The 20,588-nt window shown below is 34.8% G+C and carries 23 protein-coding genes; 13 read left to right on the plus strand and 10 right to left on the minus strand.

The features are described 5' to 3' along the window. Nucleotides 1-512 precede the first annotated feature (512 nt). The 5 genes from KQI49_RS01695 (at nt 513) to KQI49_RS18480 (ending at nt 5,198) form a co-directional block, all read left to right on the plus strand. On the plus strand, nt 513-2,087 hold the full coding sequence (locus KQI49_RS01695) for a DUF3696 domain-containing protein (protein WP_216486176.1): 1,575 nt from the start codon (nt 513-515) through the stop codon (nt 2,085-2,087). Continuing rightward, the gene (locus KQI49_RS01700) at nt 2,084-2,971 is read left to right on the plus strand and encodes a hypothetical protein (RefSeq protein ID WP_216486179.1); all 888 of its coding nucleotides are present in this window, start codon (nt 2,084-2,086) and stop codon (nt 2,969-2,971) included. The genes KQI49_RS01695 and KQI49_RS01700 overlap by 4 nt, the downstream gene beginning before the upstream one ends. A gap of 592 nt (nt 2,972-3,563) precedes the next feature. After that, a complete protein-coding gene (locus KQI49_RS01705; RefSeq protein ID WP_216486181.1) occupies nt 3,564-4,151 on the plus strand; it encodes a DUF4145 domain-containing protein in 588 nt (195 codons plus the stop codon). Between the two features lie 196 nt (nt 4,152-4,347). Then, on the plus strand, nt 4,348-4,935 hold the full coding sequence (locus KQI49_RS01710) for an amino acid permease (RefSeq protein WP_253286604.1): 588 nt from the start codon (nt 4,348-4,350) through the stop codon (nt 4,933-4,935). Between the two features lie 95 nt (nt 4,936-5,030). Beyond that, nucleotides 5,031-5,198 carry a hypothetical protein gene (locus KQI49_RS18480; RefSeq protein WP_253286605.1) on the plus strand — a complete coding sequence of 56 codons (168 nt, stop codon included), beginning with the start codon at nt 5,031-5,033 and terminating at the stop codon, nt 5,196-5,198. Between the two features lie 284 nt (nt 5,199-5,482). Here the strand turns inward: KQI49_RS18480 and KQI49_RS01715 are convergent, their stop codons facing one another. The 6 genes from KQI49_RS01715 to KQI49_RS01740 form a co-directional block, all read right to left on the minus strand. Further along, a complete protein-coding gene (locus KQI49_RS01715; protein WP_216486184.1) occupies nt 5,483-7,072 on the minus strand; it encodes a M4 family metallopeptidase in 1,590 nt (529 codons plus the stop codon). Between the two features lie 25 nt (nt 7,073-7,097). Further along, complete coding sequence (locus tag KQI49_RS01720) at nt 7,098-7,673, minus strand: TasA family protein (RefSeq protein ID WP_216486187.1); 576 nt, start codon at nt 7,671-7,673, stop codon at nt 7,098-7,100. 260 nt (nt 7,674-7,933) lie between these two features. Further along, nucleotides 7,934-8,500, minus strand: coding sequence for an ABC transporter permease (locus tag KQI49_RS01725; RefSeq protein ID WP_216486190.1), 567 nt, complete (start codon nt 8,498-8,500; stop codon nt 7,934-7,936). A 261-nt stretch (nt 8,501-8,761) separates the two neighbouring features. Beyond that, the gene (locus tag KQI49_RS01730; RefSeq protein ID WP_216486193.1) at nt 8,762-9,124 is read right to left on the minus strand and encodes a hypothetical protein; all 363 of its coding nucleotides are present in this window, start codon (nt 9,122-9,124) and stop codon (nt 8,762-8,764) included. 36 nt (nt 9,125-9,160) lie between these two features. Further along, a complete protein-coding gene (locus KQI49_RS01735) occupies nt 9,161-9,607 on the minus strand; it encodes an HAD family hydrolase (protein ID WP_216486196.1) in 447 nt (148 codons plus the stop codon). Nucleotides 9,608-9,942: 335 nt separating this feature from the next. Beyond that, nucleotides 9,943-10,701 (minus strand): DeoR/GlpR family DNA-binding transcription regulator, encoded by a 759-nt coding sequence (locus KQI49_RS01740; RefSeq protein ID WP_216486198.1) that lies wholly within the window; start codon nt 10,699-10,701, stop codon nt 9,943-9,945. 228 nt (nt 10,702-10,929) lie between these two features. On the opposite strand from KQI49_RS01740, the gene KQI49_RS01745 reads away from it, so the two are divergent. Further along, complete coding sequence (locus tag KQI49_RS01745) at nt 10,930-11,133, plus strand: hypothetical protein (RefSeq protein ID WP_216486201.1); 204 nt, start codon at nt 10,930-10,932, stop codon at nt 11,131-11,133. Nucleotides 11,134-11,271: 138 nt separating this feature from the next. Beyond that, nucleotides 11,272-11,367 carry a putative holin-like toxin gene (locus KQI49_RS18845; RefSeq protein ID WP_371817495.1) on the plus strand — a complete coding sequence of 32 codons (96 nt, stop codon included), beginning with the start codon at nt 11,272-11,274 and terminating at the stop codon, nt 11,365-11,367. Nucleotides 11,368-11,588: 221 nt separating this feature from the next. On the opposite strand, the gene KQI49_RS01750 is transcribed toward KQI49_RS18845, so the two are convergent. Continuing rightward, nucleotides 11,589-11,747, minus strand: a complete 159-nt coding sequence (locus KQI49_RS01750) for a hypothetical protein (RefSeq protein ID WP_216486204.1) — start codon at nt 11,745-11,747, stop codon at nt 11,589-11,591. Between the two features lie 446 nt (nt 11,748-12,193). On the opposite strand from KQI49_RS01750, the gene KQI49_RS01755 reads away from it, so the two are divergent. The 3 genes from KQI49_RS01755 (at nt 12,194) to KQI49_RS01765 (ending at nt 14,157) form a co-directional block, all read left to right on the plus strand. Beyond that, a complete protein-coding gene (locus KQI49_RS01755) occupies nt 12,194-12,469 on the plus strand; it encodes a DUF1433 domain-containing protein (protein WP_216486206.1) in 276 nt (91 codons plus the stop codon). Between the two features lie 70 nt (nt 12,470-12,539). Next, a complete protein-coding gene (locus tag KQI49_RS01760) occupies nt 12,540-13,805 on the plus strand; it encodes a YqiA/YcfP family alpha/beta fold hydrolase (protein WP_216486209.1) in 1,266 nt (421 codons plus the stop codon). Between the two features lie 16 nt (nt 13,806-13,821). After that, nucleotides 13,822-14,157, plus strand: coding sequence for a hypothetical protein (locus KQI49_RS01765; RefSeq protein ID WP_216486211.1), 336 nt, complete (start codon nt 13,822-13,824; stop codon nt 14,155-14,157). Here KQI49_RS01765 and KQI49_RS01770 read toward each other — a convergent pair whose 3' ends face one another. After that, on the minus strand, nt 14,158-14,529 hold the full coding sequence (locus KQI49_RS01770; protein ID WP_216486213.1) for an SMI1/KNR4 family protein: 372 nt from the start codon (nt 14,527-14,529) through the stop codon (nt 14,158-14,160). 225 nt (nt 14,530-14,754) lie between these two features. Between KQI49_RS01770 and KQI49_RS01775 the strand changes: the two genes are divergently transcribed. Further along, nucleotides 14,755-15,138 (plus strand): hypothetical protein, encoded by a 384-nt coding sequence (locus tag KQI49_RS01775; protein WP_216486215.1) that lies wholly within the window; start codon nt 14,755-14,757, stop codon nt 15,136-15,138. Then, nucleotides 15,135-15,506, plus strand: a complete 372-nt coding sequence (locus KQI49_RS01780) for a hypothetical protein (RefSeq protein ID WP_216486217.1) — start codon at nt 15,135-15,137, stop codon at nt 15,504-15,506. Before KQI49_RS01775 ends, KQI49_RS01780 begins: the two co-directional genes overlap by 4 nt. Before the next feature lie 264 nt (nt 15,507-15,770). Here KQI49_RS01780 and KQI49_RS01785 read toward each other — a convergent pair whose 3' ends face one another. Both KQI49_RS01785 and KQI49_RS01790 read right to left on the minus strand, forming a co-directional pair. Next, nucleotides 15,771-16,544 (minus strand): SDR family NAD(P)-dependent oxidoreductase, encoded by a 774-nt coding sequence (locus KQI49_RS01785; RefSeq protein WP_216486220.1) that lies wholly within the window; start codon nt 16,542-16,544, stop codon nt 15,771-15,773. Nucleotides 16,545-16,958: 414 nt separating this feature from the next. Continuing rightward, entirely contained in the window at nt 16,959-17,894 is a 936-nt protein-coding gene (locus tag KQI49_RS01790; RefSeq protein ID WP_216486222.1) for a hypothetical protein, read from the minus strand. Between the two features lie 729 nt (nt 17,895-18,623). Between KQI49_RS01790 and KQI49_RS01795 the strand changes: the two genes are divergently transcribed. Continuing rightward, nucleotides 18,624-20,432, plus strand: coding sequence for a sigma-54-dependent Fis family transcriptional regulator (locus KQI49_RS01795; protein ID WP_216486223.1), 1,809 nt, complete (start codon nt 18,624-18,626; stop codon nt 20,430-20,432). Nucleotides 20,433-20,588 lie beyond the last annotated feature (156 nt).

Here is a 20,588-nt window from a genome sequence, read left to right on the forward strand (position 1 = left end):
GAAGCGCCACCATTCATTATTAATTGATAGTTTAAAGCATAAACTTAATCATAGAAACATCAATTCTTTGAAGTACAATGGTGGAATAAAATTGTTAATTTTCATTTTAAAAGTTGTAAGCAAAGGGAGGGTCGCTATTACCGTCTGTCTCCTGTATCATTAGGATGGGGCAAGGACTGTTGAAAACTTAAATACTACTACAATATTCATTTAATAAATAAAATAGTTTATTTTAATTGAGAGATAAATAAAGGAATTTGTGAATAATAAACACTTCAAAACAGGTTGTGTTATTGAATTCGATTATAGCTATGGGGTAAAATAGCATTTCATGGGTGTAGGTAGATTATTGCCAAGCTAACTTTAGTATTTTTGAATCAAGATGGAAAAAAAGGAAATATTAGATGATGGTATAACAGATGAATAAGAGAAGGTCTTTGAAAACTTTACTTATATACGATGCTTATTAGTGTTGAAGTTTATCCTACAATTAATAGTATTAGGAGGACAAAATGAAATCATTTACTTTAGAAAATGTTAAAGCATTCAAAAATACAGATGAAATATCATTAAAACCTATTAATATATTTGTTGGCAAAAATAGTTCTGGTAAGAGTAGTCTTTTAAGGTTCCCTGTTATGTTAAGTCAAACTTTTTCTGAAGACGTTATTACCCCGTTTTTATTTTTTGGAAATCAAATAGATTATGGTAATTTTGAGGATGTAGTTCATAATCAAGAAAGTGACACAATGAGCTTCTCGTTTAATTTTGAAAAAAAAGAGATCGTAAAATATGGCATACCTTTTGGCTTTTTTAAAATCAATAAGCATGATTTTAAAAAGTTAATTAAAGATATAAATACCTTTTCAATTAAAGTAACAATAATGAAATATAATAGGAAAATTATAGTGAAAGAATTTGATTTATTTTTTGACGAAATTAATGTTGTAAGGATAGAAAGGGAAAAAAAGAATAAATATCGATTTTTAGTGTTAAGAGCTTTTAAGAACTATAGGATATCTGATGACGAAATTAATTTAAGCTTTTATCCTGAAATTGAATTCAGGAAATTTATTCCTATAGTTAACATGGGACGTGATGAATTAATTAATTTAATAATTAATCGAATGGATTGCGAAAATTATATTAATAGTAATGAGATTTTTCAAGATATAATTACAGAGGGAGTTAGGAACGGTAACATTAATATTTCTGATAAGAATTTTGCTCAGCAAAACTTAAGCTTGGAAGAAGAACATTTAATAAAAGAAATAAATAAAGTTCATTTTATCTTTCAAATATATAACTATATTACTCGATCCGTATATAGAGCAATGAGAGATTTTGCTAATTCCTTATCTTACATAGGACCTTTTCGAAAGGATCCAGAAAGAATATACAGGGATTCAGAGAGTAGCTTTATGAATGTAGGGAAAAATGGGGAAAATGTCAGTAAAATATTAAGACAGGGACAACAAGGCAATAACGGCTTACTAGAGAAAGTATCAAACTTTATAAGTGATTCAATGGGCTACAAGTTAGATATTGAGGAAATCGAGCATAGTAATTTATATAAGTTAATTGTACAGACACCAGGGAGTAGAATTAATCAAAATATAATTGATGTAGGGTATGGTATATCTCAGGTGTTGCCAATAGTAACTCAAGTTTTCTATGAGAAATCAACAGATGAAGAAATTAACAGATTCACACGTAATAGAAATAATATAGTAATTATTGAGCAACCCGAACTCCACCTACATCCTGCTGCGCAATCCAGTTTAGCTGATTTATTTGTGAATAAAGTTATAGAAAATAAAAAAAGTAAGTTTTTAATAGAAACACACAGTGAACATTTCATTAGGAAATTACAAGTTTTAATTGCTGACCCTAATGTAAATATTACAGAGAATGATATTGCTATATACTATGTCGATAAAGTATCCACCTATTCTACAATAAAAGAAATGGAATTGACCGAACAAGGGCAATTTAAAGAGAGATGGCCCTCTGGATTTTTCGATAAAAGCTTCCAATTAAGTAGGGAACTTATAGGTGCAAACAATAGAAGGGGGTCAACAGATTGAAACTAGAAATAGCAGTTTGTTATACCCTTTTAGAAACTTGCTTTGACACATATGATAATTTTATTAGAGACTCTAAGGGTAATTTAATATTAGAGGAGCTATATAGAAGGAAAATAGTTTTAAATGAGGAGCTTCAGAAAGAGTATGAAGACTTTTTTAAGAATAACCGAAGTGATCTTGCTGACTCGTACGAATCCTTTTTTCAGGAAATAATCCAGTATGAAGGTAATTTTAAAATTGTGCCTTCACCACAAGATGATACGGAGAGAATATCTTATCCAGATAAACTTAAGGATGTTTGTTTAATAACAGAAGATAAACTTCTTTTAAGTGAATTAAATGAACAATCTTTTAACCAGAATGACATAATAAAATTATCATCTGATGAAATCATTGATAAAAATCATGACAATCCTCTAAATGAATTTAGATTACCTATTATAAGAAAGGTAATCAAAAATCGCGAACTAAGTAATGACCTTAGTTCTTGGTTATCAAGATTCCTAAAAACTGAAACGAATTTGACGATAATAGATAACTATATATATGAAAACAAAGATCAGTTTTACCGTTATTTTTTAACTCATGTACCTCTAAATGCCAACATAGATATATACACTTTATTAAATAACGGAAATGACGAAAACAACTTAGTACATACATTTACAACTTATCCTTTTAACGCTTGGAACATAGATGTGAATATTATTAGTAGTAAAAAAGACCAACATGCCCGAGACATTATAACTGATAAATATTATATAGAAATAGACAAGGGGATGAGGGTCTTTGGAACGAGAGGATTTACTGAACAATCAAATATAACGATTAGTTATAAGGAAGCTATGTATGATCAATGTCTTCCAAGCTCTATTTTAGCGTAAGGTTTTCCTGTCTATGATTAATTTTTTATATTAAACTTGTCAAACTAAAAAACGAAGAAATTTTAGGATGTAAATCTCACAGCGACTTTGCAATAAAACAGTTGTCTACTGAATCTATCACAGTTATAGTCAACTTCATTGAGACATGTCACAAAAAACTACATCTTTAAGAAAGATAAAAATAAGAAAAATAAGAAGAATAAGAGTGAAAATCCAAGTTTGAAGTGCTGCCCACTACAGCTAAAGCATTAAAGTGATTAAATATGCGTTTAAAGGAAGCCCCTCTTCTTTTTGGAGTTTTGGAGATATAATTGGGATAATTGCAGAGGAATTCGACATTCAGTCGAAGTATGTTGACAGTGGCAGGAATTGCTATAAAATGGACGTGGAGATTAGTTCTATATACCCATTTTGCAAAGATAGATTGCTAGATTATACATAAATTATCATGGCATCGAAACCTAGGCATAAATGATAGACTTTGCTTTTCTTATTTGGGATCTGGATTCTGCACATTTGATTATAATTACCGAAGTTTAAATAAAGATTTGGTTTTGGGTTCCTGTATAATTGTGACTAGGAGGGAATGTTTATGAAGAAACTTGTAGGAAGATGGTACAACGTAAGTAATAATCAACTTGGCAGCTCTTATAATTGTGGTCATTGTGGAAACATAGCGGGCCCTTCCCTATATTATTATTTAAAGACGGAAGGAAATAGGGCATACATATACATTTGTCCAACTTGCAATAAGCCCACATATGTAAATAACTATGCCAACGAACAAGTGCCAGCCCCTTCTTTTGGTAATGAAGTAGAAAACTTACCTAGTGGTATTGAAGCATTATATCTTGAAGCTAGGAATTGTGTTAAGGTAACTGCGTACACATCTGCCGTTTTAATATTAAGGAAACTACTGATGAATATATCCGTATTAAAAGGAGCCGAACCAGGAAAGAGATTTGTTTACTATGTAACTTATTTAGAGAAAAATCACTTTATTCCACCAGATAGTAAAGAATGGGTGGATCACATTAGAATAAAAGGCAATGAGGCTACTCATGAAATACCGAGTATCTCCAAAGAGGATGCAATTGAATTGTTAGACTTCACTGAAATGCTTCTAAGATTTGTCTTTGAACTCCCTGGGAAAATGAAAAAATATACTAAAACGGAATAAATGATATCTGGGGAAATGTGGGATTAGATCCCCACAACGTTAATGGGTTAAAGTACTGAAGGTATGTGAACTGAAATGCTGTTTGGTCTTTTGCCTAATAGTTTCCCAATCTTTTGGAAGTTCGGGGGGGGGGCAGACCCTAACTACTTGTAGAGACTAATTTAAGCTAGATAGACTTTATTCTAAGGGAGCTATTATGGAGAAAAGAGCGACTTTAAACAAAACCCTAAAACCGCATTGGGTCTGGGCCATAGCACTGGGCTCTGCCATCGGTTGGGGTGCTTTCGTGCAACCTATCGATTGGATGGAAACGGCTGGCCCACTAGGAGTAATTATCGGGTTTAGTATCGGGGCATTGCTCATGATGCTCATAGCGGTGAGTTACGGCTTCTTAATCAGAGGTTTTCCGGTCTCAGGTGGAGAGTGTGCCTATGCTTATATCAGCTTGGGACGGACACATGCTTTTATTAGCGGATGGTTTCTAACCTTAGGGTATATCTGCATTGTTGCGCTTAACGCATCCGCCTTTGCGCTGATGATCAAATATGTCTTTCCTATCGTCATCGAGAACTTTTATTTGTACTCGGTCGCTGGCTGGGACATATATGGCTTGGAAATTATTATCGCAACGTTAGCTTTAGTCATTTTCGGATACTTAAATATCAAAGGAGCAGGATTTACAGGTCAGATGCAATTTGTATTTGCCATGGCTATAGTAGCAGGTGTTGTTATTTTAACTATAACAGTCGGTTTCCAACCTGGCGCGGGTCTGTCGAATGTATAACCACTTTTCCCAAGTAACACGACGGCTTTTGCAGCGATAATCTCAATCGTCGCTATCGCACCTTGGGCATTTTCACAGGCTTGCACGGATTTATTATGGCTAGTCGCTGCTTATTATTCGCCATATCACGCGCGAGGATTTTACCAAAGTCATTTGGAAGATTGCACCCTAAATATAAGACGCCACATGTGGCAATCATCTTTACGATTGCTATTTCAGCAGCTGCTCCTTGGTTAGGAAGAGAGGCACTTGTTTGGGTCTAAGAACTATCCTGATCGAATGCCGTGGAATTCTGGTAAGTTTCGTTATTTCGAAAATATTTGGATTGCGTAAATCTTAAAAGATATTATAGCGATGGAAGAGGATGAAGAGCAAAACAAAGAAGTCGAACACTTCCTCGAATACTACTGTAATCTGAATGCTCTTGATGTGGATGACACCGCAGAGAAGAGCGGTGCTTTGAAGCAATAATAATCGGATAAACTATTGGAACAGTTCCCCTGTCAATTGAAGCAGGGGAACTGCTTTTTTATGGTGCTTCTAATTATTAATGAACTCCAACAGCGTTATAAGCCTGTTCTACAGCATCTTTTTCCGCGGAATTTTCACCGTATAACTCAATTGCGGATTGAACAGCTGCTTGTCTCATAGCACTGAAATCCGAATTTGGTGTTAGGTAGTGGTTAGTAGCATAGTAATAAATGTTCTCTGTGGCTTCACGGCCAACTCCCTCTACTTGTACACCGTAATGTTCGCCGCCTTCAGAAATGAGGTGTGCAGCTTTGTTGTTGATGCTGCTGTTAATGTGAACACCGCCATTATCCAAGTCACCTGTATATAGTTTGCTATAGTGATCAGGATATGGTTTTTGTGTACGACTTTCAATGAGAGAGGCAGGATCTTCAAGAGAACGAAGCGCATGTGTACCGTCCGCGATAATATCTTCTCCCATGAGCCAATTTTCACGCTGAACCATAACGCCAAATATATCTGCAATTGATTCATTTAATGCACCGGACTCATTTCTATAAATTAAACCCGATGTATGTTGTATGACACCATGAGTCATTTCATGTGCTGCAACATCGAGTGCTCCAGCTAAACTATGGAACCTTTCACCATCTCCGTCACCATAGGACATATACGTGCCATTCCAAGAGGCATTATTCCAGTTATCTCCCACATGTACTCGAGATAGTAGAGGTTGTCCATTATCATCGACAGAATCACGGTCAAATGTGTCTTCATAGTAGTCATATGTTTTCTGTGCATTGGCATGTGCATCAACAGCAGCACCGTCTTTGAACATTTTACTTACGCTTGTAACGAGTGCCATATCATCGCTTGCATCGAATGTTTGGACTCCCTGTCCACGTGTAGTATCATGCATTCCAAATAAATTATCTATTTGAAGTACCTCAAATTTTTGCTTATTACCGAACACTCCTTTACCAAAAGCTGTGACTTCCTCGGCAGCATTAAAGTGGTCAATGACCCTTCCGTTATATGGATCAATAAAGTAATGCCAATACCCAACTTCAGGTTCCGTTGTTGAAGCAGTAACGAGATAAGTTTGATAGAATTTGTCTTCATATTCATAGATATATGGCTCGGCATTGATTTTGCCGTCGTATTCTTCCACCTTACCAATGTTATGCTCAATGGCTTGTTTTGCTCTGTTTATTGCTAGTTTTTTTGATGAAGCGGTATCTTTATTAGTACTTTTTATATCTATACCAGGCACTACTGTACCAAAATATGATGTGATATTATTGTTTTTATCTAATGCTAACGTTTGCTCAGCTCCATAAATAGGAATACCCATATGCAACTGCTGAAGCTTAAAATGGTAAATCCCTGTTTGTTCATCTTCTTCGGCTTTAATCACTTTAAAGTCTCCATTTAAATTCCCAAACTGCTCTTCCAAGTAAGATAAGGCGACTTCCTTCTTACTTACTCCATGGGGCGCTTCCCAATTTTCAATAATATAAGAGGGTGTTTTGTATTCGTCATCATACTGAATTTTATTATCTTGGGCATATACACTGTCTACGCTAAAGGCAGCTGCCCCAAAACCTATGGATAAAGCTAAAATGGATGAACAGATCTTTTTATTTACTTTTACGGTTAATTTCATAATCTTATCCTCCTCCAATTACGATTTAGAGTTCTTCACCTTCACCTTGTGTGGCGTTGAACGTCCAAGTTAATTCTAGGCCAGTGTCTTGAAATTCATTTTGATCTTCTCCGTTATCAACAAACTCAAATTCTACCCAAAGATCATTGGTATCTCCCGATTGAAGTCCATCTTCCATTAAAGGTTCAAAGACACTTTTTTCTACAACATCTGGATCCATGTCTTTTAATTCATGTAATGTTGTTTCAAATATTGGCTCATTCTCCTTATCCCAGTTCCAGAGAAAATTTACCCTAATATGTTTACCGAAGTCTTCATCACTATCACCATCTACTTGGTAATCGGTATCAAGATTGATTGTATCGATGTCTAAACTTCCGTCATTTGCCAACGTAAATTCACGAAATATAGAATCACCTGGTTTTATATTATCAATATTGATGATAGCCTCAGGGTTCATTGATAAATCCAAAGATCCAGACGTAAATGTATTATTTGTTTCTACCTCGTCGCTAAAGTAGGCAAAAGTTCCTCCGGTAATCAGAGCCCCCCCTAATATAGCTGTTGCAATACCTAATCCAAGTTTTCTCCTTATGCTCATTGCATTTCCTCCCTTGTATCAATTAATGTTAACTTCTGTTTAAAATAATAGAAAAAAGTAATTCAATAGTTGTTGAAGAATCTATCCTCCTTTTGTTATAAATTTAATATATTATGTAAGTTCTTGTTGCTTAGTTTTTTATATAAGAAACTATAACTCTATTTCGTTCTTTATTAAGAACAGATTAGAAAGAATCATACTATAAACAATAATTTAAATCAACAGAAAATTCATGAAAGGGGTAGTTAGTACCAGCCGAATTAAAATACAATCGCCATGACAGTACCTGGAACCGCAAGCCCGAATAGTGTTAGAAATTCCAACAGTTTCTTACCCGGTATTGGTTTTCTAGCAAATAAGAAGCCTTGCAAAATCCCAATGGCTGCTGCAAGTATTGCACTGACGAATGAGACAAATAGACTCATAGAGAGTGAATCCCAGCCAGTTTCGTTATTAAAATGTTCCAATGTAAATGTATTATTGATACCGATTATTTTTACAAAAGCACCTAGCACTACCATCACAAACATGAGAAGAATGAATGCTATAAATATTGTGCTAATTGTACCAACAAAAGCTTTAGCTGACTTTGAAAGTGGGACATTCGTAGAGCCTGATTCCCCACTGATTGTGCCGACATTACTGTCTTTGAGAAAGTACGTTTGGAAAATAAAGACGACCAGGCTCGGTAAAATCAGAAACACGCCAAGTACTGCTGCTAGTTCTAGATTGTGTTGACCGAGAACAAGCAAGTAAGCCTCTGATGCTAGGAACCGTTCTCCTCCACCGATAATGAGTGGATTGGAGAAGTCTGCCAATGCCATCACGAAAACGAGGAGTCCCGCTTTGATAATTCCAGACTTGGGAAGTGGAAGTGTTACAGTTCCGAGAGTCTTCCACTGATTGGACCAAGACCTTGTGCAGCATACTCCAAATCCGCATTTGAATTTCTCATGGTGCTTTCAATAAGCATATAACCAATAGGAAAGTAGCCAATGATTTGAGCGATGACTACTCCCCAAAAACCATAAATACTAAATTGTCCACCAAAAATATTACTGATATAATCCGTTACAACATCAGAATAATCAATGATAAAGAGAATATAAATGGAGGTGCAACCAATGGGAGCAACGCAATCCCTTTAAAAGATTAAAGATAGCGTTGTTCGTGCGTGTGACATAAAGTGCGATATTGATACTTAGAAATAAAACGATAACTGTAGAAATGATTGCTGACAGTAAACTGTTCAGCAAGGTTTCCCAATAATAAGAAGCACTAAAAAACTGTTTATAAAAGTCTAGCGTTAATTGCCCTGTGCCGAAACCAAAGCTTTTCAGCAATACTGCGAGCACCGGTGCAACAATAAATATCATGATTGCCGCTGCAAGAATAATCGTCGCAATGGCAAACCAAGGCTCGGCCCAAAACCGTTCCCATATGGCCGCCACTTATACTTCCCCCTAAATCTTACTAATTAGAATTTCTCACGTGTAGTTATCCGATGTAACGACACCCATATTAATATCATGGACTTTTGCCTGTTCTAAAAAAGCTGTCAGCCCATTAATTGGTCTCACATGGTCTTCTATAACGAAACTATCTTCCAATTTCTGATAGGCATCATTGACTACTTGATAAGCGTGATTCCACGGAACCTTTTGTTGATACAATCCTGATGCTAGGATAGTCAACAAATCTGGTAAAGAGCCAATCGCTAATGGGCCTTCCAGGTCCCATGTCTGTTGATTATAAGAAAAGCCCAATGCTTGAGCCAATAGGTTTTTATCATAGGAATGATCAGTTTTGCCAATCAAATTGACTAACTTTTCTGCCCAACGAACCCACAAAGTGAAATCCATAATTGTCCCGTCTTTGTCAGACAAGATACAATCAATATCATATTTATTCTTGTTAATAGTTACTACGCTCACGAATTCCCCTCCCATTCTTACAACAACATAAAGAACTTTTTGTGTGTTCAGTTGCATTTAAGTGCAATTACGTGCTTACGGTTTCATATTATAGAGCGTATATATCTTATGTCAAAATGCATATTTCAGAATGCTACGTGAAAAACAATGAAAAAAGCCTAGACAATACGTCTAAGCTAAATTATGCTTGTATTTGCTTGCTGATTCTACCAGTAATGAATAAATATTCATTAAATTCAACAAAGATAAACTGTAATCTTTGCAATCACGCGAGATTGAGCGGACTTTTAGATTAGTAAGTGGGGGAGGACGATAAACGCCAATAAAGTGTCACTTTAGAGTATATCAATTCCGTTTGCTTTGTATTTTTCGAGAACATTCTCGTTGATCTTAGAGTCAGTTATGATACGGTTCACCTGGTCAAAAGGGCAGACATTGAGAAGAGAGACAATATCGAATTTACTGCTGTCTGCTAACACGATGCGGTGTTGGGCTATTTCAATCATCTTCTTTTTTACTTGCAACTCCCCTGCACCGTAATCCGTCAATCCTTTTGTCACTGAAATACCACTGATACTCATAAAAAATATATCTATATGAAACTGACTAATAAAATTTTCCGTTAATTCCCCAACCGTACATAGCTCTTGATTGCGCATAATGCCACCAGCAAAGATAATCGTATAATCCTGCATATCTGACAGTTCATGGGCAATCGTCATGGAATTCGTCAATATAGTTAGACGGTTAAATCTCTTTTTTAATTCTTTTGCAAACTCCGTATTCGTTGTGCTGACGTCCATTGCAATGGATTGCCCTTCCATAACGAATTCTGCTGCCTTTTTAGCAATCTCTTGTTTCTCTTTCAAAAACTTTGATTCACGCACAGTAAATGTTAGTTCTCTACTATTAACTTCCTCAAGTACAGCTCCACCGTGTACTCGTGTTAAGTATCCCTGTTTTTCCATATATTCCAAGTCTCTCCTGATTGTTTCTATTGAGACGTTAAATTGCTTCATCAAGTTGGCTACCCGGACTGATTTGTCTTTTCGAATCATTTCGTTAATTTTTCCCTGTCTTTCTTTAGCAAACAAAATCTCACCCTCTTTTTCAAGAATAGTTATAAGTGCACACATTTACAATTAAGTACAACTTCGTCATCTATTGTACTGGATTTATTTATTTTTTTCACTTTATATGAAGAGATTTTTTATAAATAATGATGCTGTTTTTTTGCTATAAAAGTGTTCATAATATCCTTTAAAGAAACATGTGGGAAAGGAAGTCTGGTTTTTACGTAAATGATAAAGAAGAGAGTCAATTTGGTACAGTTAGAATATCGTTATACTAAAATGTATTCACTTGAAGCAAGCATGGTTAATACTCCGGAAAAGTATCGTTGGAGCAGCTATCAGGCATACATTTCAAACAAAGATAATCCATATGTGCGAACCGATAAAATATTATCCTATTTTTCCGAGCCGGTGAAAGAGAAATATCGGGAGTTTATTGAGGAGCGAGAATAGCTAAATAGGTTCTGTAAAACCCGGGAGTCTGAACCCCGCTATCTAGCCGTCTACAAATAAGTTTGATATGATAGTTTTACAGTATAATACAAGCAGGCGAGATGGTCATAAACCTCTGTGGTGAACGGGGGTGAGGCCATGTCAGAAGTACAAATCTTACTAACAACCGGGATTTTCATCGTAGCCCTAATCGGATTGCTTCTAGACATCGTTGATAAAATCAACAAAAAATAACCCGCCTGCTTAACTTGTGGAAGAGTTTTAAGCTCAGTCGGGTTATTACTCGTTAAAACCACAGTGGCCGTTTAGCCAAAGCGGTATATACTGTAGCCAAGAGTGGACGCTCTTGGCTTTTTTTATTATTTGCTTCTTACAAATTCATTATACATAATATATAGGAACTTATCAAACAGTACGTTATCTTTTATCCATTTTAATGGCAAAGTGAGGTTCATTTAAACCAAAACCAAATTAGATTGGCAATCCCCTTGTTCAGGGGGTCTGACCCATTGGCCCGTAGTTACTTCTTTGAAATTAGCATTAATAAAGCTTTCGGCGACAGACTTTGCTTTATCAATCGTTTCTTCATTATGGGTGTCTTTATTACTATTCACAAAGCAACCCCCTAATAGTATAATGATGGAAAATAACGAAGATAACTTTATTTTCAATAAAATCATTCCATTATCTAATGGTACGAAAAAAAGGAAGTGACTGTCTTTGGGTAAATTGAATGATTATGAAGCTAGTGCAATAGCTAAAGAAACATATAAAAGAAATAAAAATGAAATAGTTATTATAAATGATGTTAGGTTATGTATTAGAAAATGAGATAACAAATGAAATTGTCATTAGCTTTAAGGGAAACCAAACAAATTACGTCGTCACCCAAAGGGGCAAAGATCTATTTGAAGGATAACAATCTTTTTTGTGTGTAATTCTCCATTGCGGATCGGGACAAAAAACCTATTTCTTGTTCAGATTAAATGAAAGTGGTGATTTTTTGAAGAGAAAGATAATTATGTGCTTTGCAATGATAATACTGTTAGGGGGTTGTTTTGTGAAGAACAACGAATATAATCAGGAAGAAATAAATAAAGCTAAAGCAACTATAGAAAGTTATTTGAAAAGTAATTATGAAAATATTGAATCAGTTGAAATCAACGAGGTATACAAAGGACCAATGGGCGGAATGAGAATAGAGGGTACTGTAAATAAAAAGTATGGATTTGAGGCAGGAGTTGAAGAAAATGACTTCACGATAGGAAGCATATCTGAAAAAAAAGGATTTCCAGATCTGAAAGATGAATGTAAAAATAAAACGTGTGATTATTAAATAATCCTAAATATAATTTCATAATCTTTACTTCTTTAAATCATGATACAAAAAAAGGATGTGAATATATATGGCCAGTTTAACCGATCAAGGGGCCTCTAAGATTGCATCAGAAACTTACGTACGAAATACTGAAAATGTAAGAATCGAACTTCCCGATGGTGAAAAAGTCACCTACAATGTTATCGAAACCATCGAAGATAAATCCACTGGTTTACATGGTTATGTGTTAGAAAATGAGATAACAAATGAAATTGTCATCAGTTTTGAGGGAACCCAAACAAAGAACGGTATGACCCAAAGCTTAAATGATATCCAAGAGGACATCAACGGAATTGTTTTTGGTGACTCGAGCTATACTGAAGTCGAGGGTAAATCTGTGAAGTATCGTGGTAGCCCGTCACAAGATGCACTTCTAGCGTCTGGCCAGGCAAAGATTGAAAACGGGAAGTTCATTAGAGTGAATAAGAATCAATTTACCGAGGCGGATCCTGTCGTGAATAAATACATAGAAGAGCATGGGGCTGAAAATATTACCTTTGTCGGACATTCGTTAGGTGGTGCTCTTGCTGAGTATTTCGCGGTAAAATATGATTCGCATGCTGTCTCTTTTGCTGCTCCTGATATTTATAATTTATTGACTAAGGATCAAAAACAGATGGTGAACAACGGGGATTTCAAGGATAATATCATTTCCTACGCTTATCCTGATGATCTCGTAAGCTGGTATGATCATAATTCAATTGGTTCTACCTATTTCCTTGCTCATCCAGGCGATGCGGGTAACATCAAATGGTTTAATAATCATGGAATCAACAATTATACAGCAAATAAGATGTTTGATAAGGATGGTTACTTTATTCCAGACTTGCTGTTTGATGAAACGTTATTCGGCCATCCAGAAAAGTCTCCATTGGCGATGAAAAATGACGGTATGGAAAACTTCAATATAGCGATCAAGACATTTATTATGATAGCTTTTTCCAAGCAAGTTGAAAATAACGCCAATCTAGTTGAAAATACGGAAAAGGCACTTGGTCAGTTCTTAGAGTATTATGAGGGTGTCATGTTAGAGATGAAAAGAAAATATTATAATCTTGCAGGCAGTGAGGGGTATGATTTACTGGGGGCAACTGATGTGGATGATATACTTTCGGAGTTTGGCACTATCGAAAACGGCGTACCGATCATTTTTAACATCCACCAATACGAAGAAATTCTCAAAGTGATCAAGGAGCTGCAAACAGATACCGATGAAATAGCTTTTCACATGAATCAGATGGGTGATGAGTTTGAAGAAACCGATATATTACTTGCCGAGTGGTTAGCATATTAGGAATAGGAGGGTGTCAATGACTTACAAAGGGTACAGTCTAGTCGGCGATTTGGATACTAATGATTTTTGGAAAGAGTATATGGAGAGGATGGGGCAAAAGGAAAAGTTGAGAAAACAGATAGAAGCTGACCTCGAACTCAATAAGCAGCTCTTTGCAGCTTACCTTAAGCATAGTTATGCCATAAAATCACTATCGAAGGAACATCAGACGTTATCGAATAATGTGACTAATCATTTTGAGGGAAAGGCCAAACGAGCCTTGACCGATCGGTTTGATGATAATATCATAAAAGCTTATTTGTTAAACGCTAACTTTGAAAACTTTCTGAAGCACTTTTCCACTGAGGAGTGATTAGAGATTTTCGGAGAGTTGTGGGGTCAGCCCCGCTCTACATATTGAGTAATGATTAATCTTTAAGTAAGTCATCACTAAAAATATCCTAACATCATCTGGATTAACTTTACTTTCTCTCTTGTGCGGCGTGAAATTAAAAATAAATTCTTGGAACGAGTTTGTAATAAGATAAAGTTGTTCGTTTCCATCTTCATTTATCATTTCTTCTTCATGATGCCAAAAATAAATCCTTCCTCTATATTGATTTTTTACTCTGATACACATTAAATCTTCTCCACCTTCATCAGCAATAGGCATGACATTGCTTCCTAAACTATCCATATATTGCAATAGTCCGATTAATATCGTAAGCGCCGCTAGAGAGTCCATAACATCCACCTATAGAATCAAGAATCTTCAATGGAAGCGTAGTTAGTGATTATATTTGCTATGATGGAGCTGTGTGGCAGAAATAAGAATTTACCTGGCATGAAGCAAACTTCAGTGACATTGTTGATACCGGAAAACAGATGGAAAATCATTTGAAGAAATAGCAAATGGAGAATAATTAACCTTAATCATACTTAGTGCTTTATTATTAGGAGAGGTGTAACTGTGAATAAAAGTAAGTTTTACTTATTTCCTTTATTGTTATTAATATTGGTAGGTTGTAATTCGGAAATCACTCAAGAGGACTTAATCGGGGGCTATTGGATTGGAACCGCTGGATATAAAGATGGTGAACCAAAAGGCCAACCCTATTACTCGCCCTTTGCAGAAGGATTGAAATTCAAGGATGGGGGAACAGTATACATTGAAGATTATGATGAGAATCTTGAATTTTGGTTAGATAAAAGGGAGAATAAAGCAGTCATTTACTTTTCAGGTGAACAGGATTATCGTAGCTACTATATTGATAAAATCAATGAAAATGAAATTGGATTAAGAGGAACCGGTTCACGTGAGAAAGAATCATGTTACCTGGAGCGAGAGAGATGAAATATTATTTACCAATCTATCTTTTTTTAATTCTAATTTTGATAGGATGCAGTACTGATGTGGTTGAGGAAGATTTAATCGGTGGAACTTGGGTCGGTACTGCGGGATACGAGGATGGAAAGCCAACAGGAGAGCCTAATTGTTTGTACTATATTATAGATGGGCTTGAGTTTAAAGACGAAGATACCGTTTACTCTGAAGCTTATGACAAAGAGTTTGAATATAAATTGGTTGATGATGAAATTACCTTTATGGATGAAAATCATCATGATAGTTATTATGTTGATTGGATAGATGATAATAAAATAGGTTTAACGGGTGGAAGTGAAATGAAGAAAAACGAATCATGCTATTTAGAGCGGAAGTGATGGAGTCAAGTGGCAGACTCTCACTACGGGAAATATAATTACATTAACTCTAGGATTCGGGAGGCAGACGTCTTTGATGAGATCGAATATTCAAACTGATTGCAATGATGTTTTTGCATGAGTATCATTAATTAATACGATGTTAGTGATTTAAAATGATGTAAAAAAAGGAATCGGAGTTTTAATAATCCGATTCCTAAATATTTAAAATGATAGTATTCTATTCTGCGTTAGTCCACAGAATACCTGCATCTAACAGTTAAATCAAACGGATGTTGCACCTTGTCCACCATCAATACGGTAATAAGAACCTGATATAAATGAAGCTTTTTCAGAAGCTAGGAATGTAATTAAGTCTGCAATTTCGGATGCTTCCGCATAACGATTCATTGGTACTGAAGCTTCAAATGTGGCTTTGGCTTCATCTACTTTATCGGGCATTGCATTCCTTTCAATAGAACGCATCATTTGAGTATCTACACCAGAAGGGCAGACTGCAACAGAACGTATACCAAAATCTGCACCTTCGAGAGCTGCTGTTTTATTAAGAGCAATGACAGCATGCTTAGATGCTACATATGTGCTCATTCCAGGCGCGCCAAGTAACCCACCATTGGATGCAACATTCACAATTGAACCTTGTTTTTGATCTATCATGACTTTCATGACATATTTTAAGCCTAAGAAAACACCGACAACATTGACATCTAATACATTTTTTAAGTTTGTAACGGTTTGATCTACAATATTTGCAAAATCACCATTAATTCCAGCATTGTTTACAAAGGAATCAATTTTTCCATATTTTTCAACAGTGTCATCAACATATTTTTTTACTTCTTCTTCTTTTGTTACGTCTGCTGTCAATAATAAGGCATCAGAAATACCTGCTTTTGTCACTGCTTTTTCTAAATCCTCTTTGTTTAGATCAACCAATGCTAATTTTGCACCTTGCTCAGCAAAGGATTTAGCGGTAGCAATACCAATACCTCCAGCAGCCCCCGTGATTAAAACAACTTTGTTTGAGAAGTCACTCATAAAATATTCCTCCTTATGCCATATATTATTACAACCTTTTGAGTAAATGTTGTATACGTGGACAACTAAATTATATTCCTATAAAAAAATGCTTTCAATTAAATAGTCTTGAATTTAAAAGTTAGTTTAATGAATGGCCAATGGGTGCTCTCCACATCATGTTAGTAAAAGATATTACCAAGAGAGTATATTGGTTTTCGGGAAGGGGAATTTATAAAATAGGTAAAACGCCCGCTATTTAAATGACTGGATGCTGTCTGCCTTTTGTTACGTCCGGTATGTTTGGCTTAGGTTAGTCATTCCATGGCTGTAAAAACAATCAAGATACAAATAAAACGGTCATCAAGACGGAAACATAAGATGTGGGTACACGAACAAGATGATTCACCTATGCCAGGAGTATGTTGCTCTTTATTATTTTGCTTTTGGTTTGTTAATGAATTTTTTCAAAAATTCTAGAAACATACCGACAATTGCACCCAAAATGATAGTATCAATTAATTTTAATAATACAATATGGACTACTTTAATGAAATTACCACTCTGAGTGGAGAGTAATAAATCGTCCATTTTAGCTAGATTAACATTATCTAAAACGATATTAAAGTGATTAGAAAACGCATAAAAGAATTTATTTAAGAAGCTAAATTCTTCTTTTGGGAATAGCGAAAAATAAAGATCATACATAAAACTTGCGTATATAAAATCAGGTAAAAGTAATAGGAATATTATACCGATTATAACAACAACTGAGAGGTTATTTTTTAGAATATTATTAAGTTTTTTAATAGGTACTATTTGAATTTTATCAATGTCTTCAGTTAAAAAGTTTGAAAAGTACGTTAGAACATCCAAAGATATTTTTAAAGTATAACCAGCCAAATATAATGCAACAGTGACAAGGAGAACGGCTACAATAGTTCCTTCTATTTTTATTGCATACGGGATTTTCAATAGAATAGAAGTAATAACAATTAATAAAAATATAAAGATAAATAAATCTAATAAATAGATAATTAAATTGGCACTACTTTTTCTAACAATAAATAAAAATATCAAGTAGATAAACAGCATTGAATAAAGGAAAACAATGACAACGTCTTGTGTAAGAACCAGTACAATTAAAACGATTAAACTATATAACCATCTTTTTTTGTTTTTAGTGGTGAATAGGAAGAATGAGACGATTATCAAAAGTACAATAGTAACTACATATGTAATAGGATTGAAAGATTTGTTGGCTAACGGTGTATAACTATAAATTAGTAACAATGAAGGGAAGAAATCCTTTATATATTTTTGTATTATTCGTAGGTAATCTTTAAGGTCGACTTTAACATTGGAACTCAATTAGTATACCTCCTCCAAAACGGACAAGTTTAATATAAGTTCTGATTGGAAAATATAATTATTTACCATAAATTTTAAAATACGAACGACTTAGAATCATTCTGTGCATTATTAAATCAACCTAAAAAACTACCACATAAACTGCAATACTTAGTAAATTATGGAGAGAATTAAAAACTTCCCATTAAAGTAAAAATTGATCCGCATTGAACAAATGTATCTATAAGGGCTTCTTTAGGATCCTCTCGTTATAAAAGAACATCCACTTTTCTACCTATATGTAAGGGCAGTTGTTCATAAGACACGTTAGGATGTGTTTCAGAAACGATTTGCTTTTCATTTAAGAACGGAATTTTTAAAAAGTTTCTTGGATAATGACACCTATTATTCGCTCGTAGTTATTTGCTTTACGTATGCCTATTAATAAAAGGACACTCCATTAAAACTTCCTCCCAGATTCTATAAATATATCATAAATAGTATAATATATCAGATTTCTAATGCAAGTATGATTGATAGATTACTTATTATTTAGGAACACAAACTCTTTCACCTATAGAAAATCCTGCAACCATTCGTTGTGGAGGTGAAATTGAAGGGTTGGTCGATAAAAATTGTCTCAAGACTCCGCCCCAGATTAAGTAAATTAATTTCTTTACATTAGGAAGCACAAATATCTATAATAAAATTATAAGTTAAAATATTTGAACAGATTGGGAGTGAATTGTGTTGAGACAAGATGTAGATTCCAAACAGGTGTGGGAGTATTTTCTTGAAAATGAGTCGGTGACTAAGAATAATGACTTGAAAGAGGAAATTATAGCTTCATGGCACTTTTGTAGGAAAAAAGAAGTTGACCCATTTAATGGAATTGCTAATGAAATCCTCGATACTTCAATCTTTGAACAAAAGTTGAAGGAAAATGAATTATTATTACAATTAGCGAAGCCACATATTAAGCAGCTGACGGATTTTTTAAAGGGTTGGCGTTATATGACAACAATCACAGATAGAAACGGGTATATTTTATTTGAACAAGGTGAAAGAACGGTGAGTTATGAGGCAAATAAAATTAACCTAACTGAGGGCGCTAAGTGGGTTGAAAGTCATGTGGGTACCAATGCCATTGGACTTGCATTACGTTTACAAAAACCTATTTCCGTTAAAGGTTATGAACATTATTCCAAAGCATCACAATCATGGAATTGTACAGCAGCTCCTATCTTTGATCAGAATAATGAGGTTATTGGTGCTTTTAATATTTCTAGTTTATATCGCTCCATTAACTATGATTATATTTTAGCTTGTGTACAGCTTGCAACAGAATCTATATCATTGTCTTGGAAAAAGCAAATTGAACAAGACATTGAATTTATGAAGAAAAGTAAAGCTAATCAAAATGAGGATAGCATTTTATGTACGTTTAATGGAATCATCTGTCATCTCCCCAATAAACTACTTCCTGAATATAAAAATTATATAAATCGTCATATCACTAATCTATCTCGTGAAACAAATTTAACGAAGACACAACCACATATTCCTATTTTAAAAAATAAAAGAATAATCGGATATCAAGTATCCGTCAAAATACCTGAAAAGAAAAATGGAATTTATTTTAAAGGGATTAAAGGTACGAGCTCCTCTTTTCAACATGTTCTTGATTTGGTGGATAAAGTTGCTTCAAGAAATACGGCTGTTCATTTATTTGGTGAAACTGGCTCAGGTAAAGAAGTAATTGCCCATGCTATTCATGATAATAGTCGTCACATGAAGGGGCCTTTTTTATCGATTAACTGTGGTGCAGTTCCGGAAAGTTTAATGGAAAGTGAATTATTTGGATATGAAGCAGGAGCATTTACTGGAGCAAATCATCAAGGAAACAAGGGGAAATTGGAGCTAGCGGATGGTGGTACATTATTTCTAGATGAGATAGAAGAAATGCCCAAATCGATGCAGGTTCAATTACTCCGTGTTTTACAAGAAAAATCTGTGGTTCGTATAGGTGGTAAAAAGGCCATTCCTCTCGATTTTCGGATTATTACAGCATCGAATCAAGACATTCGAGAATTAGTAAAACAGGGGAAATTTCGAGAAGACTTATTTTATCGTATTTATGTTTTTCCAATCACTATTCCACCGCTACGGAAACGTTCGGAAGATATTAAATATATGATTCATGATTATTTCAGAAAAAATGATTGGTTCCCAAATTGGCAACACCGTCTAGAGGAGGTTTTTGAAAAAGCCGAGTGGAAAGGGAATGTACGGGAGTTGTACAATGCTCTAAAACGGTGTGAAATTCTTTATGAAAATGAGGTTCCATCTTATCAAGAATTGGAAGCCCTTACTTCTGTGATAGATTCTCATTCTGAGCATCAAAGTGAAGATGAGACATATAGTTTTACAGAACAGCTTGAATTACAAAAAATTAAGGAGAAATTGACTCGACGAGCAGGTAATGTGTCAGCTGCTGCTGAAGAATTAGGGATGTCACGGGCGACTTTATACCGTAAAATGAAGAAATATCATTTGTGAAACACTTTGAGAAACTTTGCAATAAAATGAGAATCATATATTTACTCTCACGATATTGGCCTTGTCAATATCGTTTTTTTAATGCTTTTAAAAGTTGGCATGTTTTTTGCATGAGTAATGGTAGAAAGAATAAAGGAGGGATAGACTGAATAATTG

The sequence above is a fragment of the Virgibacillus sp. MSJ-26 genome (assembly GCF_018918075.1).
Classification (GTDB): domain Bacteria; phylum Bacillota; class Bacilli; order Bacillales; family Amphibacillaceae; genus MSJ-26.